General features: G+C 32.5%; 17 protein-coding genes. 13 read left to right on the forward strand and 4 right to left on the reverse strand.

Going from position 1 to position 16,805, the window contains the following annotated elements; translation table 11 throughout:
• Positions 1–158: 158 nt before the first annotated feature.
• From AC3IPI_RS19830 to AC3IPI_RS19840, 3 genes are all read left to right on the forward strand, one after another.
• Positions 159–689 carry an RNA polymerase sigma factor gene (locus tag AC3IPI_RS19830; protein WP_039114254.1) on the forward strand — a complete coding sequence of 177 codons (531 nt, stop codon included), beginning with the start codon at positions 159–161 and terminating at the stop codon, positions 687–689.
• Entirely contained in the window at positions 689–1,477 is a 789-nt protein-coding gene (locus AC3IPI_RS19835; RefSeq protein ID WP_039114255.1) for an anti-sigma factor, read from the forward strand. Before AC3IPI_RS19830 ends, AC3IPI_RS19835 begins: the two co-directional genes overlap by 1 nt.
• Before the next feature lie 101 nt (positions 1,478–1,578).
• A complete protein-coding gene (locus tag AC3IPI_RS19840; RefSeq protein ID WP_489155166.1) occupies positions 1,579–1,959 on the forward strand; it encodes a DoxX family protein in 381 nt (126 codons plus the stop codon).
• 226 nt (positions 1,960–2,185) lie between these two features.
• Here the strand turns inward: AC3IPI_RS19840 and AC3IPI_RS19845 are convergent, their stop codons facing one another.
• Positions 2,186–2,827, reverse strand: a complete 642-nt coding sequence (locus AC3IPI_RS19845; protein WP_489155167.1) for a hypothetical protein — start codon at positions 2,825–2,827, stop codon at positions 2,186–2,188.
• 261 nt (positions 2,828–3,088) lie between these two features.
• Between AC3IPI_RS19845 and AC3IPI_RS19850 the strand changes: the two genes are divergently transcribed.
• Genes AC3IPI_RS19850 through arsB form a run of 4 tightly spaced genes read left to right on the forward strand, consistent with a single transcriptional unit; the run spans position 3,089 to position 5,625 of the window.
• A complete protein-coding gene (locus AC3IPI_RS19850; RefSeq protein ID WP_039114258.1) occupies positions 3,089–3,421 on the forward strand; it encodes an ArsR/SmtB family transcription factor in 333 nt (110 codons plus the stop codon).
• 19 nt (positions 3,422–3,440) lie between these two features.
• Complete coding sequence (locus tag AC3IPI_RS19855) at positions 3,441–3,926, forward strand: DUF6428 family protein (protein ID WP_323489390.1); 486 nt, start codon at positions 3,441–3,443, stop codon at positions 3,924–3,926.
• Between the two features lie 18 nt (positions 3,927–3,944).
• On the forward strand, positions 3,945–4,565 hold the full coding sequence (locus tag AC3IPI_RS19860; RefSeq protein WP_489155170.1) for an arsenate-mycothiol transferase ArsC: 621 nt from the start codon (positions 3,945–3,947) through the stop codon (positions 4,563–4,565).
• A gap of 1 nt (position 4,566) precedes the next feature.
• Positions 4,567–5,625 carry an ACR3 family arsenite efflux transporter gene (arsB, locus tag AC3IPI_RS19865; protein ID WP_489155172.1) on the forward strand — a complete coding sequence of 353 codons (1,059 nt, stop codon included), beginning with the start codon at positions 4,567–4,569 and terminating at the stop codon, positions 5,623–5,625.
• 777 nt (positions 5,626–6,402) lie between these two features.
• Here the strand turns inward: arsB and AC3IPI_RS19870 are convergent.
• The 3 genes from AC3IPI_RS19870 to AC3IPI_RS19880 form a co-directional block, all read right to left on the reverse strand.
• Entirely contained in the window at positions 6,403–9,660 is a 3,258-nt protein-coding gene (locus AC3IPI_RS19870; RefSeq protein ID WP_489155174.1) for a cytochrome c biogenesis protein, read from the reverse strand.
• Positions 9,661–9,872: 212 nt separating this feature from the next.
• On the reverse strand, positions 9,873–10,832 hold the full coding sequence (locus AC3IPI_RS19875) for a hypothetical protein (RefSeq protein ID WP_489155176.1): 960 nt from the start codon (positions 10,830–10,832) through the stop codon (positions 9,873–9,875).
• 1 nt (position 10,833) lies between these two features.
• Positions 10,834–11,787 (reverse strand): hypothetical protein, encoded by a 954-nt coding sequence (locus AC3IPI_RS19880; RefSeq protein ID WP_489155178.1) that lies wholly within the window; start codon positions 11,785–11,787, stop codon positions 10,834–10,836.
• A gap of 142 nt (positions 11,788–11,929) precedes the next feature.
• On the opposite strand from AC3IPI_RS19880, the gene AC3IPI_RS19885 reads away from it, so the two are divergent.
• The 6 genes from AC3IPI_RS19885 to AC3IPI_RS19910 all read left to right on the forward strand — a co-directional run bounded on the left by AC3IPI_RS19885 (position 11,930) and on the right by AC3IPI_RS19910 (position 16,762).
• Positions 11,930–12,691 carry a Rossmann-like and DUF2520 domain-containing protein gene (locus AC3IPI_RS19885; RefSeq protein ID WP_489155180.1) on the forward strand — a complete coding sequence of 254 codons (762 nt, stop codon included), beginning with the start codon at positions 11,930–11,932 and terminating at the stop codon, positions 12,689–12,691.
• Positions 12,675–13,202 (forward strand): KdsC family phosphatase, encoded by a 528-nt coding sequence (locus tag AC3IPI_RS19890; protein ID WP_039114264.1) that lies wholly within the window; start codon positions 12,675–12,677, stop codon positions 13,200–13,202. The genes AC3IPI_RS19885 and AC3IPI_RS19890 overlap by 17 nt, the downstream gene beginning before the upstream one ends.
• Before the next feature lie 283 nt (positions 13,203–13,485).
• Entirely contained in the window at positions 13,486–14,412 is a 927-nt protein-coding gene (locus tag AC3IPI_RS19895) for a geranylgeranylglycerol-phosphate geranylgeranyltransferase (protein ID WP_489155182.1), read from the forward strand.
• On the forward strand, positions 14,405–14,989 hold the full coding sequence (locus AC3IPI_RS19900; protein ID WP_489155184.1) for a Maf-like protein: 585 nt from the start codon (positions 14,405–14,407) through the stop codon (positions 14,987–14,989). The genes AC3IPI_RS19895 and AC3IPI_RS19900 overlap by 8 nt, the downstream gene beginning before the upstream one ends.
• 11 nt (positions 14,990–15,000) lie before the next feature.
• Entirely contained in the window at positions 15,001–15,534 is a 534-nt protein-coding gene (locus tag AC3IPI_RS19905; RefSeq protein WP_086894525.1) for a mechanosensitive ion channel domain-containing protein, read from the forward strand.
• Between the two features lie 130 nt (positions 15,535–15,664).
• Positions 15,665–16,762 carry an AI-2E family transporter gene (locus AC3IPI_RS19910; RefSeq protein ID WP_489155187.1) on the forward strand — a complete coding sequence of 366 codons (1,098 nt, stop codon included), beginning with the start codon at positions 15,665–15,667 and terminating at the stop codon, positions 16,760–16,762.
• The last annotated feature ends 43 nt before the right edge of the window (positions 16,763–16,805 follow it).

Raw genomic sequence — 16,805 nt, forward strand, 5'->3', positions numbered from 1 at the left:
AAATGTAATATTTTATTTTTCATGCATTTAGGAAGTTTTCTTGTTAGAAATAAATTACAATTTCTTTAAATTTTTGAATTATATTTATACCAACTTTACCAATATTCCCCATTTATAAACTAAAGTTCATGTGTTTATTCACCCAAAATCTATAGAATATGAGTCAAGAAGAGTTATTAGTATTAATTTATAAGAAAGACGAAAAAGCTTTTACACATCTCTACGATATGTATTCCAAAAGTTTATTTGCAGTAATTAATGTTCTTATAAAAAATAGAGAAGAAGCCGAAGATGTGCTTCAGGAAGTATTTGTTAAAATTTGGAAAAACATCGATTCTTACCACGAAAGTAAAGGTCGATTTTATACCTGGATCCTTAATATTGCCAGGAATACATCCATTGATAAACTCCGTTCAAAAAATTTCAATAACAGTCAAAAAAACCTTTCTTCAGATAATTTCGTACATCTACTTGACGACAGTAACAAACTCGTCAATAAAATAGATACTATTGGTATTCATGAGTTTGTAAAAAAACTAAAACCTAAATGTATTGCAATAATCGATTTATTATTCTTTAAAGGATATACGCAACAAGAAGCTTCAGAAGAGCTTGCGATGCCTTTGGGAACTATAAAAACGCAAAACAGAAATTGTATTAACGACTTACGAATTTATTTGAAATTATAATGGAAACAAAAGAATATATAGAATCAGGAATTTTAGAGCTTTATGTTTACGGATTACTTACAGAGTCCGAAAGCATAGAAGTAGCCGCAATGGCTAAAAAACATGACGAAATTAATGATGAGATTATTGCAATTGAAAAAGCAATAGTTGCATTGTCTTCAAGTTTTTCTCCTTTTCATTCGGTAGCTAATTTTGAAAAAATTAAAGCTAAACTAGAACTTAAACACGGCAAAGTTGTCGATATGAAACCAGCTTCTACTTGGTCTCAATATGTTGGTTGGGCAGCGGCTGTACTCTTCTTATTAGGTTTTGCTTATCAGTATGTGCAACTTACCCAAACTAAACAAGCAATAGAAGTTGTAGGTAGTGAAAAAGATAAATTAAAAAGTGAATATGCGCTCTTAGACCAAGAAAGCAAAATCACCGAGAAAAACTTATCGATTGTAAGGGATATAAAAAACACTGGAGTTACACTAGGCGGACAAGCTGTTGCGCCACAATCTTTTGCCAAAGCATATTGGAATAAAGACACTAAAGTAACTTATATTGATGCTGCTGGATTACCAAAACCTCCAAAAGGAAAAGTATATCAGGTTTGGGCTTTAAAATTAAGTCCTGTACTTACTCCTACTAGTATTGGTTTGTTGACTGAATTTGACTCTAACAATCAAAAAATATTCAAGGTAGAAAATACTGGTTATGCCGAAGCTTTTGGAATCACACTCGAACCTGAAGGCGGAAGCCCAAGTCCTACAATGGATCAATTATATACTTTAGGAAAGGTTTAAAAACCAACTTATTATAAAAATTTAAAACGCATATTAAAACAAATTAATATGCGTTTTTTTATTATTTTTAAAATCTAAACTAACCAATACTAAACCAATTTATGAACAGTACATTAATCTTAAGAGTTGCAGTTGCGATTATCTTACTTACACACAGCGTTTTTGGAATATTCGATAATGGCATTAATAATTTTGGAAATCTCTATTTAAACCAAATTGGGTTTGCTCCTTTTGGTGTATTCCTCGCTTGGTCTATAAAATTATCGCACATTGTAGCTGCTGTACTTTTGCTTATCAATAAATATATCAACTTTGCTGCAATCGTTACTATTTTCGTACTTATTATGGGGATTATTCTGGTTCATTTTCAGGAAGGATGGTTTGTTGTAGGCGGTGGAAGAAACGGAATGGAATATAACTTTTTACTGATTTGCGTTTTACTGGCAATTATGTTTCCAAAAGGTTTTTTTTGGAGGTTCTGAGAAATAAAGGTACTGAGGTACCAAGAGACAAAGGTTCAAAGTTTTTTAAAGGAGCTAAGGTTTTGAGTTACAAAGGTTCAAAGGTTGCATAGTTTGCACATAAAATAATCACAATAGCTTTGCGAACTTTGCGTAAAACCTTGTGCCCTTTGCGATTAATTTTTTTATACAAACTATGCAACCTTTGAACCTTTGTCTCTTGGTACCTCAGTACCTTATAAAAAAATCAATCTAAATCTGAAAAACCAAACTCTTCTTCCATCTTCAACAAGTCTTCTTTGGTTGGAGTTGAGACAAATAAGGGATAATCTTCTGATAAGTTTCCATTATCATCTGTAAAATACCAAATTAGTTTTCTGCCATTTTCATAAATAATCCAGTTATTATGATCTACAACTTTTTGCCAATCTTTAGTGGTTATCTCTTCTATAAATTCTGATAACTCATCTTGATCCATGTCATAAATTGCACCCGAAAACGGATAGCCACCTTCTGCACATTGTCCGTACATTATCATTTGTAAAAAATCTGAAAGCAATATTTCTTCTGAATACCATACCGCATTATCTATACTTTGAGTTTGATAAACTAAAGTATCTGCTGTACTAACGCCCCAATAACATACGTTCTGGTTTTCTTCTAGAAAGACTAATTTTTCATCTTCATAAAACAAATCTTCAGGTTTTAGAAATCGCTGAAATGAAGACATAAAAATATCCAATTTACCTACGGTAATATAAAACTCTTTCAATATTGCTGGTATTGATTGTCCTAGTTTCGTTTCTGCATTTTCAATTGTTTCTACATCAAATCCGTCATTGTTTGTTAATAAACGCCCTAATAATTTTTCGGCAATTTGTCTTATCATATTTTTTGAATTAATAATATCTATATATTTTTTAGTCTACGAATGATCTTTTTAAATCTGTAACAAAAATACTTAATTCAGAATTTATTTCTCCCCAGGATAACTACTATTATCGCCTAAAATCGATTTAAAGAATACTGTTTTTCATACTCTTTTTTTTAAGTCTACACACATCAATACAAACCAATTATAATAAATTCTTCTTAATTTTATTTATTTTCTAAAATCTATATCGTAATATTGCAATATAAAAATATAACAATGGGAGCAACTAAATCAGATTTCTTTACAGACAACCAAAACGAACTTGCTATTCTGGCAAAAGCATTGGGTCACCCTGCAAGAATTGCCATTATAGAATACTTACTAAAGGTTAACGCATGCATTTGCGGTGATATCGTAAACGAATTACCTCTATCTCAGCCTACGGTTTCTCAGCATCTTAAAGAGCTTAAAAATGCAGGTTTGATAAAAGGTAATATCGAAGGAAACGCTATTTGCTATTGCATTAACGAATCGGGATTTGAAAAAATTAAAGTCTTTTTCCAACATGTTGAAACGCATTTGGAGAAAAGAAATAATGAATGTTGTTAAATATTAAAAAATAAAAATTATGAAACTTTCAGAAATTAAAAACATCTTAAAAACAGTTGAAGCTATTAATTTTCAGCTTCCAAATGGGACTTTTGTACCCGAATATTTTCACGTAACTGAAGTTGGTTTAATAACCAAGAATTTTATCGATTGTGGCGGAACTGTACGCAAGGAAACGGTTGTAAACTTCCAACTTTGGGACGCCAATGATTATGAACATAGATTAAAACCTCAAAAACTGGTTCATATCATCGAACTTTCGGAAAAGGTTTTAGTCCCGATAGCTATCGGGATCGAAGATTTTGAAATTGAAGTTGAATATCAAGATACTACTATTGGCAAATATGATTTAGGTTTTAATGGTAAAGATTTTGTTTTACTAAACAAACAAACGGCTTGCTTGGCTCAAGATCAATGCGGAATTCCATCTGAAAAACCAAAAGTTCGTCTTTCGGATATATCAAATCAATCTAGTTCTTGTACTCCAGGCGGTAGTTGTTGCTAATCACATAATCTATTAAATATGAGCATACTATTTCCTGAAATCGAAAACACAATTCGTTCTTTTGATTTTAAATCTATTACCAATGAACGAAAGAATGTTTTGCAGCCTTTAATAGTTTATATACAAGATAGAGTAAATACGCTACAAGAAATCAGGCTTGTTTTTATTTGTACTCATAATTCGAGAAGAAGCCATCTGGCTCAAGTTTGGGCGCAGACTGCAGCGGCATATTTTGACATAAAAAACGTTTCTAGTTATTCGGGAGGAACTGAAGCCACAGCTTTGTATCCAATGGTAGTAAAAACATTAGAAAAATCTGGTTTTACAATCGAAACTATTTCGGAAGGTAAAAATCCGGTTTATTCTATAAAATTTGCATCGAATGAACATCCTATTATTGGATTTTCTAAATCATTTGATGCAAGTTTTAATCCTGTAAGCAAATTTGCAGCTATCATGACGTGCTCTCAAGCCGATGGTGATTGTCCATTTATTGCTGGTTCCGAGAAGCGAATTCCGATTACTTATGAAGACCCAAAAGCATTTGATAATACACCTTTACAACTTGAGAAATATCAGGAGCGCAGTTTGCAAATTGCTACCGAAATGTTTTATGTTTTCTCACAAATAAACAAATAATATGTCTGCAAATACTTGCGCCTCTACTATCGAAAGAAAAAAGCTAGGTTTTCTTGATCGTTTTTTAACGCTTTGGATTTTTATTGCCATGGCAGCTGGGGTTTCTATTGGTTATTTTGTTCCGTCTAGCGGAGATTTTATCAATTCTTTCTCTAGCGGAACTACCAATATTCCGCTTGCAATTGGTTTAATACTTATGATGTATCCTCCGCTAGCAAAAGTGAAATACGAACTCATGGGTGAAGTTTTTAAAAATACTCGTGTATTGGGTGCTTCTCTTTTTCTTAACTGGATTGTAGGTCCTTTTTTAATGTTTGGTTTGGCTTTATTATTCTTAAATGGTTATCCTGAATATATGATTGGCTTAATCTTAATAGGTTTAGCCCGATGTATTGCAATGGTTGTTGTATGGAATGATCTTGCCGATGGAAACCGTGAATATGCTGCTGGATTAATTGCACTAAACAGTATTTTTCAGGTTTTGCTTTATAGCATTTATGCTTGGTTTTTTATTACTGTTTTACCTCCTTACTTTGGATATACGGGTTTTAATGTAAATATCTCCATAGGTCAAATTGCCGAAAGCGTTGGTATTTATTTAGGGATTCCTTTTGCACTTGGTATTGGTAGCCGTTATATTCTTATTAAGCTAAAAGGTATCACTTGGTTTGAGAATAAATATGTGCCTGCAATTTCCCCTATTACATTGATTGCTTTGCTTTTTACCATATTAATAATGTTTAGCCTAAAGGGGGAATTAATTGTACAAATCCCAATGGATGTTATACGAATTGCTATTCCGCTGGTTCTTTATTTTGTAATAATGTTCGTATTTAGCTTTTTTACAGGAAAATATTTTGGTGCCGATTATTCTAAAGCTACTGCGATTGCATTTACAGCTACTGGAAACAATTTTGAACTTGCGATTGCTGTTGCCATTGGCGTTTTCGGAATCAATAGCGGACAAGCTTTCGCTGGCGTAATTGGCCCATTAGTCGAAGTTCCCGCTTTGATTGCTTTGGTTAATGTTGCTTTTTGGTTTAGGAAAAGGTTTTTTTAAAAAAGGTACTGAGGTTCTAAGTTGCAATCCCGAAGCCTCGGGACAAAGTTGCTTAGTTTGTGTATAAATCTTTGTGAGGTTTCTTTGTGAACTTTGCATAAATCCCTGCACTCTTTGCAGTTAGTTTTACCACAGCATCTCTCAATCTTGTCACCCTGACAAAGGAAGGGTCTCCACTAGTAACTCTACACAGTTTGGAGAGCAACTTACTCTGGTTTTGGACGCAGATTTAACTGATTCGCTTGGGCGAAAACGCGGATAAAAACGGATTTTTTTTAAAAGGTACTAAGGTTCTGAGTTGCAAAGGTTCTAAGGTTGCTTAGTTTGTGTATAAATCTTTGTACACTTTGCAACTAGTTTTACCACAGCGTCTCTCAATCTTGTCACCCTGACAGAGGAAGGGTCTCCTCTCGTAACTCTAAACAGTTTGGAGAGCTATTACTACATCGGTTAGCTTTCGCTGAAGTCTCTTTCTCAATGACTCTCGCAGATTTGGCTGATTGAGCAGATTTATATTGCTTGCTTTATCATGAAAATGGATGTCCTAGCCCTGATGGGAACGGCATCCTTTTTATTTTTTCTTTAAAAATAAAAAGATATAGTGGACAGCAGGAAATAGCTTCTAAATTTTATTAATAAAAGCACTGAGTTTTTTTTACCGCAATGAACGCAAGCTTTTACGCAAAGTTCGCAAAGCTGTACTGTTACTAAGAAAAATGCTAAATAAAAAAAGGTTCAACTTTGCAGTTGAACCTTTTTATGTGAATTAATAATCTGTTATTTTTTATAATACTTGCGGTATTTTGGGTATGTCACGGCTCCTATTAAGGTTATTGCTGCTAATGAATACCAAATCCAGTCTAGTGAATGTGCTTCTCCGCTTGCGTATGAATGTAATCCTACTAAGTGGAAGTTTACTCCGTAATATGTAAATAAGATTGAGATAAACGCAAACATACTCATTAGGTTAAATATCCATTTTCCGCGTAAGGCTGGTACAAAACGAGCGTGAATTACAAATGCGTAAATCATGATACTAATTAATGCCCAAGTTTCTTTTGGATCCCATCCCCAGTAACGTCCCCAACTTTCATTGGCCCATTGTCCTCCAAGAAAGTTTCCTATGGTTAGCATAATCAATCCGATTGTTAATGCCATCTCGTTGATGTATGTAATTTCCTGGATGTTTAAATCCATTTTGGCTTTATTGCTCTTATTGGTAAAGAATATTAACACCAACGATACAAATCCTAATATCATTCCTAATGCAAATGGTCCGTAACTAGCAACAATTACTGCTACGTGTATCATTAACCAGTATGAGTTAAGAACTGGCTGTAAATTGGCTATTTCTGGGTCAATCCAGTTCATATATGCTGCCATTAGGATCATTGCTGTTACAAATGCAGATGATGCTACGGTAAGCTTAGATTTTCTGTCAAAAGCCAACCCGAAGAACATTGTTGCCCAAGCTACATATATAATAGACTCGTAAGCATTACTCCATGGTGCGTGTCCCGAAATATACCAACGTGCTATTAATCCTAGTGTATGCAACCCAAATAAGGCTCCAATAATTATATGGAAAACATTAACTGTTATTCTTAATGACTTTTTCTCGAAGAAGATATTCAGAATTGTAAAAATAAGCATCAGGATTGAAGCTGTAATATACCAATACGGAAGCTTTTTAAACACATCGTATTTATTATACAATAACTCTGATGTAATTTTCTCTTCGCTTGGTCGTACTTTACTTCCAAACTTCTTCTGGAACCCATTAATACTTTCTAGTAACTCATCGGCTTGTTTAAAATCTTTGGTTATCGAAGCGTTGTTTAAAGCAGCAAAATACATTGGTAGTATTTGCTTTACGTACGTTTCGTCCATTCCTTTTAAACCAGCATTACTAATCTCAAGGTATGAAATCCATTTATTGTTTGGATCTTTTGGTATCGGGAAAATCTTAAGCATACTTCCGCTTAAAGCCGATTCCATAAGATTTACTTTTTTATCGGTTTCGATAAAATCTTTCTCAAATTGATTCGGATTTGCTGCTTTATAAGCCGCATCTAAATAAGGTGATAATTTATAGTTTCCTTTTTCGTCAAAAAACTTAATAAAAGGTGCAAATCCTGCATCTTTATCAACTCCTATAATTTTACGAATACTATCATTTCCTGATTTTATGTATATAATCGGGATCTCTATCCAAACCTGTGCGTATTGTGTCATTGACAAAAATACTTGGTCTGAATTCATTCCGTTATACGTATCGTCATGGCTTACTTTTCTCAATAATTCTGATGAGAAAGTATTAATAGGCTTCATTCTTCCGCCTGCATCCTGAATAATTAAACGACCAAATTTAGCAGCATGCTCTTTTGGCGCTTTATAGATATTTATTAACGAATCAAGTTGTTTCTGACTTGGTGGTCTTGTTACATGATTTGCATGATTGTTTGGATCTGTGCTTTGTGGTGCATGTTCATGTTTATGATCCTTCTCATGGTCATGATTTGGGTCTGTACTATGTGCCGCATGATCGTGGTCATGGTCGTGATCATGTTGCTCTTGTGCAAATCCGCTAAAGCTCAACATTAATACTAAAATAGTAATTAGTTTTGCTTTTTTATTTTTTACCACTTCTAGTTTGCGTTTTAAGTCGGCAAAACGAGAATGTTTGGTAAACATGATTGCCATTAACCCGAAGAATAACATAAAATAACCTAAATAGGTGATATTAGTTCCCCAGAAATCGTGGTTTACAGATAATACTGTTCCTTTTTCGTCTGGATCAAATGAAGATTGAAAGAAGCGGAATCCTCTGTAATCTAATACATGGTTCATATAAATTCTGGCATCAAATGTTTTACTTGAATCTATAACGGTAACTTTGCTTTCGAACGAAGAATAACTTTTCTCAGTTCCTGGATATTTCTGAGCAATAAAATCATTCAGTTTAACCTTAAATGGCAATACATAAGCTTTACTTCCGTAGAAGAATGTATAATCGATATTTCCGATTTTAACTGTTTTAAAGTCTCCTATTTTACCTTTAGACCCTAATAAGGTTACTTCTTTTTCTTGTCCTTCGGCTGTTAATTTTACAATTAATGCGTCTTCATGGGTTTTGGCTTTATAATCATTATTAGATTCGTAAGCTATAACTCCTTTTACGGCTGGATCTGGGAAAACAATTCGGATATCGCCAATGCTGTATAATGAACGCATCATTAATGGCTGTACATTATCCTTAGTTACTTTTCCTTTAAGTTTATCGGCCATACGCATAAAATCTCCTTCAAAAGGGGTTTGTATCGTATAGGTTTCGCCTGTTGTATTAATATTGATGGCTCCGTCTGTAGGTTTGTTTAATGCAAACAGAACATTGTGTATGTTTTGAACTTCTCCGTCTTTAAGAAAATGCTCTTCACGTCCGCCTTCACCAGCTTCTACTAGTTTTAAATATACGATTCCGCTAGGATCTGGTTTTATAACCTCTTTTGCTCCCATGATAAAATCCTTATACTCCACTTCAAATGGAGTTTCGTTGAATTTACCCGAAATACTAAAATCGTTATCGGCAACTGGAGATAATAGTAAGCTTTTCTCGAAAACACGGCGTTTCATCTCGCCTTTGTACTCTCCATCGGCAAAAATGGTAATGAATGTTTTATCTGAATAGATTTGATTTTCGGCAGCGCCTTCGCGAATTGGCATCATTCCTTCGTAACTAATATAACGTGTTATGAATGCTCCTAAAAGGATAAATATAAAAGCTAAATGCACCATTAAGGTAGCCCATTTTTCTTTTTTGTGTAATTGATATCTTTTTATGTTTCCGAAGAAGTTAATTAAGAAGAAGACCATTATGACCTCAAACCACCATGCATTGTAAATAAAAATTCTAGCGGTATCGGTATTGTATTTACTTTCGATAAAAGTCCCAACTCCCATTGCAATTGCAAATGTTAAAAAAAGGACAGCCATTAATCGTGTAGAAAACAAAAAGGAGAATATTTTTTTATCCATTATTGAGGAATTACATTTTATAAAGTGGCACAAAAGTACTCAAAAATGTTGATTCAGATATTCGTGGATTTGTTAATAATATCCAAAATAAAGTACTCCAACAGTCATTAAAGAACTATTTTTCCTGCAAAAAACACTTTCTGTACGAACTTACTTTGTAACGGGAGTCCTTAAAAAAATATATTGATTGGTTTTGCATTAAGTTATTAAAATTATTTAAGTTGTTTCTCTAATTTTGAAAGCCTTTCGGATAACGACTTAAAAGATTTATTTTCTTCCTTTAAAGTCTGAATTTCTTTTGATTGCTGGATTGTATATAATGTCAATTCTTCAATTTTTTGCAAGAGCTTAGCATTCATTTCACCTAAGTTTATTCCGTTTTTTAAAACTTCTTCCTCATTAGGAATATTTTCTAAATGTCCTTTTTCGTTAATATGTTTTTCTACTTCCTCGAGTGTAGGTAAAATATATTCTTTTTTAAAAACAAAATCAGACCACCCTAATAAGTCAACTTTTACTTCTTTTGAATGAATTGTTCCGTTTACAGCAAGTTTAGAGTCAGGAGTTGAAGTACCAATACCTACATTACCATAATAAAAAGCCAATGATGTATAATCAACCCCATTAAAACGTTGAATAAATTCTTGATTAATTCCATTTTCATTCCAAATCGTTTGCAATTTAAGGTAATATTCTGCATTTCTCGATGACCATTTCTGAGTATCATTTCTACCTATTGAAAAATTTGGGGAGTAGATTTCTAATAATGCTGATGGGTTTTCGACCCCAATTCCAACATTACCATTCACAAATTGATTTCCAGTAAAAGTATTCGTTCCTCTTGTAGCAAGTTCTATCCAAGTAGGATTTCTAGGTGTTAAGTCACTTACAATTTTTCTAAAAAATAGTCTATCATTCTCCGTGTATGATGAACTAATTTGTAATTGATGGTTATCCTCTGAATTAGCATGTCTAATTGCAAATAAATATTGCCAACCACCGTAGCTCGTATCTGGAGTCCCTCCAGTAAGGTTATTTCCTACATAAACTCCCGACATTAGAGGAACTGTAAAGTCATTTTTCATAGATGCGTGTCCATCACCTATTTGTTGAGAAAAAGTATATGATGTTATAAACAACAGTGCAATTAGAGTAATATTTTTTATCATCATTTTATTTATTTTCAAGTTTAATTAATCTATTTTTCATTTCAAGATTCTCTTTTTTCATTTCAATCATATAAAGTGTTAACTCTTCGATTTTTTGCAAGAGCTTAGCATTCATTTCTCCTAAATTAATTCCGTTTTTTAAAACTTCATCTTCACTAGGAATATTTTCTAAATGTCCTTTTTCGTTAATATGTTTTTCTACTTCTTCAAGCGTTGGTAAAATGTATTCTTTTTTGAATACAAAATCTGACCACCCTAATAAATCAACTTTTACTTCTTTGGAATGAATTGTTCCATTTACGTCTAGTTTATTATTTGGGTTTGTTGTGCCAATACCTACATTACCATCTATAAGAAAAAGTTCGTCTTTATATCCCTTTGAATAAGAGCTTAACATTAATCCCGTTCTAGAATTTTCAAGACCAGCAAAAGTTAAATAACTTCTTATTTGGGGTCCATATAAATTATCTCCATAGGAAGTAAAAGTAATTGTATTGCCTTTGCCGTTAACATTTTCATAATTTCTCAAGACTAAATTGCCACTTATATCTAATTTCGCTATTGGCGCTGTAGAACCAATACCCACGTTACCATTAATAATTTGATTTCCTGTAAATGCATTAGTTCCTCTTGTAGCAAGTTCGACCCATGCAGGATTTGAAGGTGTTAAATCATTACTAGCAATTTTCCTAAAAAATATTCTATCATTTTCTACATATGATGAAGTAATCTGTAATTGATAATTATTATTTGAATCTATATGCCTTACTAAAAATAAATGTTGCCAGCCAATACCTATATCAGAAGTTCCTCCAATAACATTTTTCCCAGTATAAACTCCTGACTTAAGAGGGACAGTAAAGTCATTTATAATGGGAGCATGTCCATCTCCTATTTGTTGGGAAAAAGCATGTGAAACGATAAACAAGAGAGCAATTAGAGTAATTGTTTTTTTCATTATTTTGTTTTGTTTTTTTCTTACAAATATAGAAATAAAAGGAAGTGACGTATTTATATATCCAATGAATTGAAATTATAAAACAAAAAAAATCCCAAAAAATCAAGATCAATTCTCTTCAAAAAAATGCTAATTTTGCAATATGATTAAAATAACACTAATTGGCTCGGGAAATGTGTCCCAACATTTAATAAATGCTTTCGCAAAAAGTAGTGCGATTGAACTTATTCAGGTGTATTCCAGAACAAAAAAAGTGATATCTCCTCTACTCGATTCTAGCAAAATTGTAACTGATTTGGCACTTTTAAAAGAAGCCGATTTGTATATTATTGCTGTTTCTGATGATGCTATTTCTACTATTTCGGAGCAATTACCTTTTAAAAACAAATTGGTTACTCATACATCAGGAACTGCTCCATTACAAGCAATTAATATAAAAAACCGAAGTGGCGTGTTTTATCCTTTACAAACATTTACAAAAAATAAAGAAGTCAATTTTAAGGAGGTTCCGCTTTGTTTGGAAGCCGAAAACAGAACCGATTATTTAGTACTCGAAAAACTTGCTAAGATCATTTCGAATGCCGTATATCCCATCAATTCTGAACAACGAAAAGCATTGCACGTAGCTGCCGTTTTTGTAAATAATTTCACCAATCACCTATACCAAATCGGACAGGAAATTTGCACGGAGCATAGCGTTTCTTTCGAAATCCTTAAGCCTTTAATAGCCGAAACAGCTAATAAAATAAATACGCTGCCTCCTATTGATGCTCAAACTGGACCTGCAAAACGTAAAGATGCAACAACAATTAAGGCTCATTTGAGTTATTTATCTGATGAAAATCAAAAAAACATATATACATTACTAACAAAATCTATACAAAATAATGGCAAAAAGTTATAAAGAAATAATGAATGACATCACTACTTTTATTTTTGATGTTGACGGAGTACTTACTGATAGTTCGGTTTTTGTAACCAATGAAGGAGAAATTCTTCGTACGATGAATATTCGTGATGGTTATGCTATGAAAGCGGCTGTAGAAAGTGGGTATAATGTATGTATTATTTCTGGCGGTAGCAATGAAGGCGTACGCGTACGATTACGCAATCTTGGAATTAAAGATATTCATTTGGGAACTCCGGATAAAGTTGAAACGTTTAAAGAATATACTGAATTATATAATATTAATCCTGAGCACGTATTATACATGGGTGATGATATTCCTGATTATCACGTAATGAAACTGGTAGGATTACCTACTTGCCCGCAAGATGCTAGCCCAGAAATAAAAACAATTTGTCGTTATATCTCACACGTAAAAGGAGGAAAAGGTTCTGCACGCGATGTAATAGAACAAGTTATGAAAGTACAAGGGAAATGGATGGAGCATTTTAACGGGAAACACGATTAGAGTCTAGTATACAGTAACAGTGTTCAGTATCAATCTGCAGTACCTGTATTACACATTAAGAATTGAGTTTTACATTATAGACTTCGTAACAAAACCATGTAGTATATAATCTATTATTGTGATTTATGTAGTGTATAATCTAAATACCCATGATTTAGACAATATTGTAACCTTTGAATCTCTTATAAAGACGCACTGCGGTGCGTCTCTACGAAGAACCTTTGAACCTTTGAACCTTTGTTACTTAGAACCTTAGTACCTCAAAAAAGCACCTTAAAAAAAAATGAAATACCTCAAACTCATTCGCTACCAAAACCTATTAATGCTTGCATTTATGCAAATACTATTTCGTTATGGTTTCTTAAAATTGCAAAATATCCCGTTGGCATTAGCCGATTGGCAGTATGGTTTATTGGTTTTAAGCACTGTTTTAATTGCGGCAGCTGGATATGTTATAAATAATATTTTTGATCAAGAAACTGACTTAATTAACAAACCAAGCGATGTTGTAGTTGGCAAAAGTATTTCTGAAACTGCTGCTTATAACATATACGTAGCGCTTAATGTTACTGGTGTTGCAATTGGATTTTATTTATCTAATGTAATTATGAGACCAGGTTTTGCAACTCTTTTTATTCTAATTGCTGCCAGTCTTTATTTTTACTCTACAACTTTAAAACAAATCATGATTTTGGGCAATGTTGTTGTTGCCTTAGTATTATCTTTTAGTGTTATAATAATCGGAGTTTTTGATATTTTTCCTGCTACAGACGCGGGCAATAGAGCACAAATGGCGAGTATGTTCTCTATTCTTTTAGATTATGCCGTATTTGCTTTTATAATTAATTTTATACGTGAGATTGTAAAAGACATCGAAGATGCAAATGGCGATTATAATCAAGGGATGAAGACATTACCTATTGCAATTGGCACAAGCCGAACTGCCAAAGTCGTTTTTGCGCTTGCACTTATTCCAATTGTTTTATTACTAATTTATATCAATAATTATTTTGTAGCTTATAATCTGTACATCGCTACATTATATGCGTTTGTATTTGTGCTGGCACCACTATTTTACTTTATAGCAAAAATAATCACTGCCAAAACAAATAAAGAGTTTCATCATTTGAGCGCAGTTTTAAAATGGATTTTATTCTTCGGAATCCTGTCTATTTTAATCATCAATCTTAATATTAAATACAATGCTTAAGCAAAAATTAGAAAAATATACTTTAATACTGGCTTCAGGTTCACCTAGACGTCAGCAATTTTTTAAAGACCTGGATCTAGATTTCGAAATTAGATTAAAGGATGTAGAGGAAATCTTTCCTCCAGAATTAAAAGGAAGTGAAATTACCGATTACCTAGCCGAACTTAAAGCAGCAGCTTTTGAAGGTGAATTAAAACCAAATGAAATCCTGATTACAAGCGATACAATTGTTTGGCATAATGATAAAGCATTGGGTAAACCAAAAGACGAAGAAGATGCATTTAATATATTAAAATCTTTATCGAATACAACTCATGATGTAATTACTTCTGTTTGTTTTAGGACCAATGAAAAATCGGTTGTTATAAACGAAACTACAAAGGTTACCTTTACAGTATTGACCGATGAAGCCATTTTATATTATCTTAAAAATCACAAACCATACGATAAAGCTGGTGCATACGGTATTCAGGAATGGATTGGTTTTGTAGGAGTTGCAAAAGTGGAAGGATCTTATACCAATGTTATGGGGCTTCCTACACACAGAGTTTATGAATATTTAAGTACATTAGATTAAAATATAAAATTATGACAGCTTTTTTTACCGATTACGCCAAAGAAATATTTGCAACAGGAATCCTTATTGTAATAACGGCTGCGGTAAGAGTTACTATTACCCAATTGGTACGCCGATACGCTAAAAAAGAGCATTTCTTAGAGCATAGAACCAATCTGATAATCAAATACATTCATTTACTAACCAATATCTTGTTTATAATAGGTTTATTTGTGGTTTGGGGTGTTCAAACCGATGATATTTTCCTTACCGTATCTTCTATAGCAACCGTTATTGGTGTGGCAATGTTTGCACAATGGTCTATCTTAAGTAATATAACTTCTGGAATTATTTTGTTTTTTTCCTTTCCGTTTAAAATAGGAGATTCAATAAAAATTCATGATAAAGATTTCCCTATCGAAGCCGAAATCGAAGATATAAATGCATTTCACGTAAGTTTAAAAACCAAAGAAGGAGAAAAAATAATCTATCCTAATAATTTGCTTCTGCAAAAAGGAATCTCAATTATACCAGCTCATTTTGAAGATAAAGAATTTTTTGATTAAGCTCTTTTATGGGAATTTTATAAGCTAACTTTAAAAATGTAGAACGTAAAAAGAGGAATAAAGCATAACATTTGTTTAACTTAGCTTTTATTAGTGGCAATAAAAGCTTTTTAACCTCAACAAATTAGTTATGGAATCAATTAAATTGCCTTTTTATGTAAAACTTGTGTGTGTTTTAATAAGTATAATTTGTATTGGTTTTATATTTGTTATTGGTAAAGACATCATAACATCAGTACTATTAGCCTTTTTATTTTCGGTATTATTACTGCCCTTATTTTCAATATTACACATAAAGTTACGTTTCCCACATTTTCTTGCATCTATAGTAACTGTCCTTATTTTTGTACTTGTAATAATAGGGATCCTTACATTTATCTCGTATCAGATTAGTGATATCGCCAATGATTTCTCTATAATTAAGAAAAATGCAATTGCCGTTTTTAATGATTTGCAGAATTTTATAAAAGCAAATTTTAATATCAGTAATGGAGAACAAAAAAAATATATTGAAAACGTTACTTCAGATTCTGTAAAAAATGGAGGAGAAAAACTAGGAACAGCATTAGGATCTCTTTCAGATGTTCTTTTGGATTGCACTATAATACCTATTTTTATCTTCTTGTTTCTTTTATATAAAAAACACTTTACCCTTTTCTTGGCTAAATTGTTTAAGAAAGAACATCATACTAAACTAAAAGAGATATTAACTCAGATAAAAGTATCGATAAACAATTATATTGTAGGTCTTATTATAGAAATGCTTGTAGTGGCAGTATTAACAAGTTTAGGCCTTTATATTATTGGGGTGAAATATTTTGTTTTATTAGGTCTTATTACAGGGATTTTAAACATGATTCCGTACATAGGAATTTTTATTGCAGGTGTATTAACCGTTTTAGCATCACTTACAGGAACTCCCGAAATTTCTATAATTCTGGGAATTCTGATAGTAAATATAATTGTTCAGCTAATAGATAATAACGTACTTGTACCATTGATTATAAATACTAAGGTCGAAATAAATGCGCTATTTTCCATCATCGGAATTATTGTTGGTGGCGGAGTTGCAGGAATATCAGGAATGTTTCTGGCAATACCTCTACTGGCTATTCTTAAAATAATTTTTGATAGAATCGAATCCTTGGAGCCTTGGGGATATTTAATAGGGAATGATTTGCCGAAAAAATTTAGTTGGAAAATAAAAAAAACAAAATTAAAAGAATAGAATACCGTTTTAAACACTATTTAAAATGAATTCATAAAAATTA

The sequence above is a fragment of the Flavobacterium sp. GL_143 genome, from assembly GCF_057834355.1.

What these genes read in the sequence shown, in the direction of transcription:
- AC3IPI_RS19860 (WP_489155170.1), top strand. Translation starts at nt 3,945, where the DNA reads ATGAGCATACTATTTCCTGAAATCGAAAACACAATTCGTTCTTTTGAT.
- AC3IPI_RS19870 (WP_489155174.1), bottom strand. Translation starts at nt 9,660, where the DNA reads ATGGATAAAAAAATATTCTCCTTTTTGTTTTCTACACGATTAATGGCT.
- AC3IPI_RS19845 (WP_489155167.1), bottom strand. Translation starts at nt 2,827, where the DNA reads ATGATAAGACAAATTGCCGAAAAATTATTAGGGCGTTTATTAACAAAC.
- AC3IPI_RS19855 (WP_323489390.1), top strand. Translation starts at nt 3,441, where the DNA reads ATGAAACTTTCAGAAATTAAAAACATCTTAAAAACAGTTGAAGCTATT.
- AC3IPI_RS19880 (WP_489155178.1), bottom strand. Translation starts at nt 11,787, where the DNA reads ATGAAAAAAACAATTACTCTAATTGCTCTCTTGTTTATCGTTTCACAT.
- AC3IPI_RS19900 (WP_489155184.1), top strand. Translation starts at nt 14,405, where the DNA reads ATGCTTAAGCAAAAATTAGAAAAATATACTTTAATACTGGCTTCAGGT.
- AC3IPI_RS19885 (WP_489155180.1), top strand. Translation starts at nt 11,930, where the DNA reads ATGATTAAAATAACACTAATTGGCTCGGGAAATGTGTCCCAACATTTA.
- AC3IPI_RS19840 (WP_489155166.1), top strand. Translation starts at nt 1,579, where the DNA reads ATGAACAGTACATTAATCTTAAGAGTTGCAGTTGCGATTATCTTACTT.
- AC3IPI_RS19830 (WP_039114254.1), top strand. Translation starts at nt 159, where the DNA reads ATGAGTCAAGAAGAGTTATTAGTATTAATTTATAAGAAAGACGAAAAA.
- AC3IPI_RS19890 (WP_039114264.1), top strand. Translation starts at nt 12,675, where the DNA reads ATGGCAAAAAGTTATAAAGAAATAATGAATGACATCACTACTTTTATT.
- AC3IPI_RS19905 (WP_086894525.1), top strand. Translation starts at nt 15,001, where the DNA reads ATGACAGCTTTTTTTACCGATTACGCCAAAGAAATATTTGCAACAGGA.
- AC3IPI_RS19895 (WP_489155182.1), top strand. Translation starts at nt 13,486, where the DNA reads ATGAAATACCTCAAACTCATTCGCTACCAAAACCTATTAATGCTTGCA.
- AC3IPI_RS19910 (WP_489155187.1), top strand. Translation starts at nt 15,665, where the DNA reads ATGGAATCAATTAAATTGCCTTTTTATGTAAAACTTGTGTGTGTTTTA.
- AC3IPI_RS19875 (WP_489155176.1), bottom strand. Translation starts at nt 10,832, where the DNA reads ATGATGATAAAAAATATTACTCTAATTGCACTGTTGTTTATAACATCA.
- arsB (WP_489155172.1), top strand. Translation starts at nt 4,567, where the DNA reads ATGTCTGCAAATACTTGCGCCTCTACTATCGAAAGAAAAAAGCTAGGT.
- AC3IPI_RS19850 (WP_039114258.1), top strand. Translation starts at nt 3,089, where the DNA reads ATGGGAGCAACTAAATCAGATTTCTTTACAGACAACCAAAACGAACTT.
- AC3IPI_RS19835 (WP_039114255.1), top strand. Translation starts at nt 689, where the DNA reads ATGGAAACAAAAGAATATATAGAATCAGGAATTTTAGAGCTTTATGTT.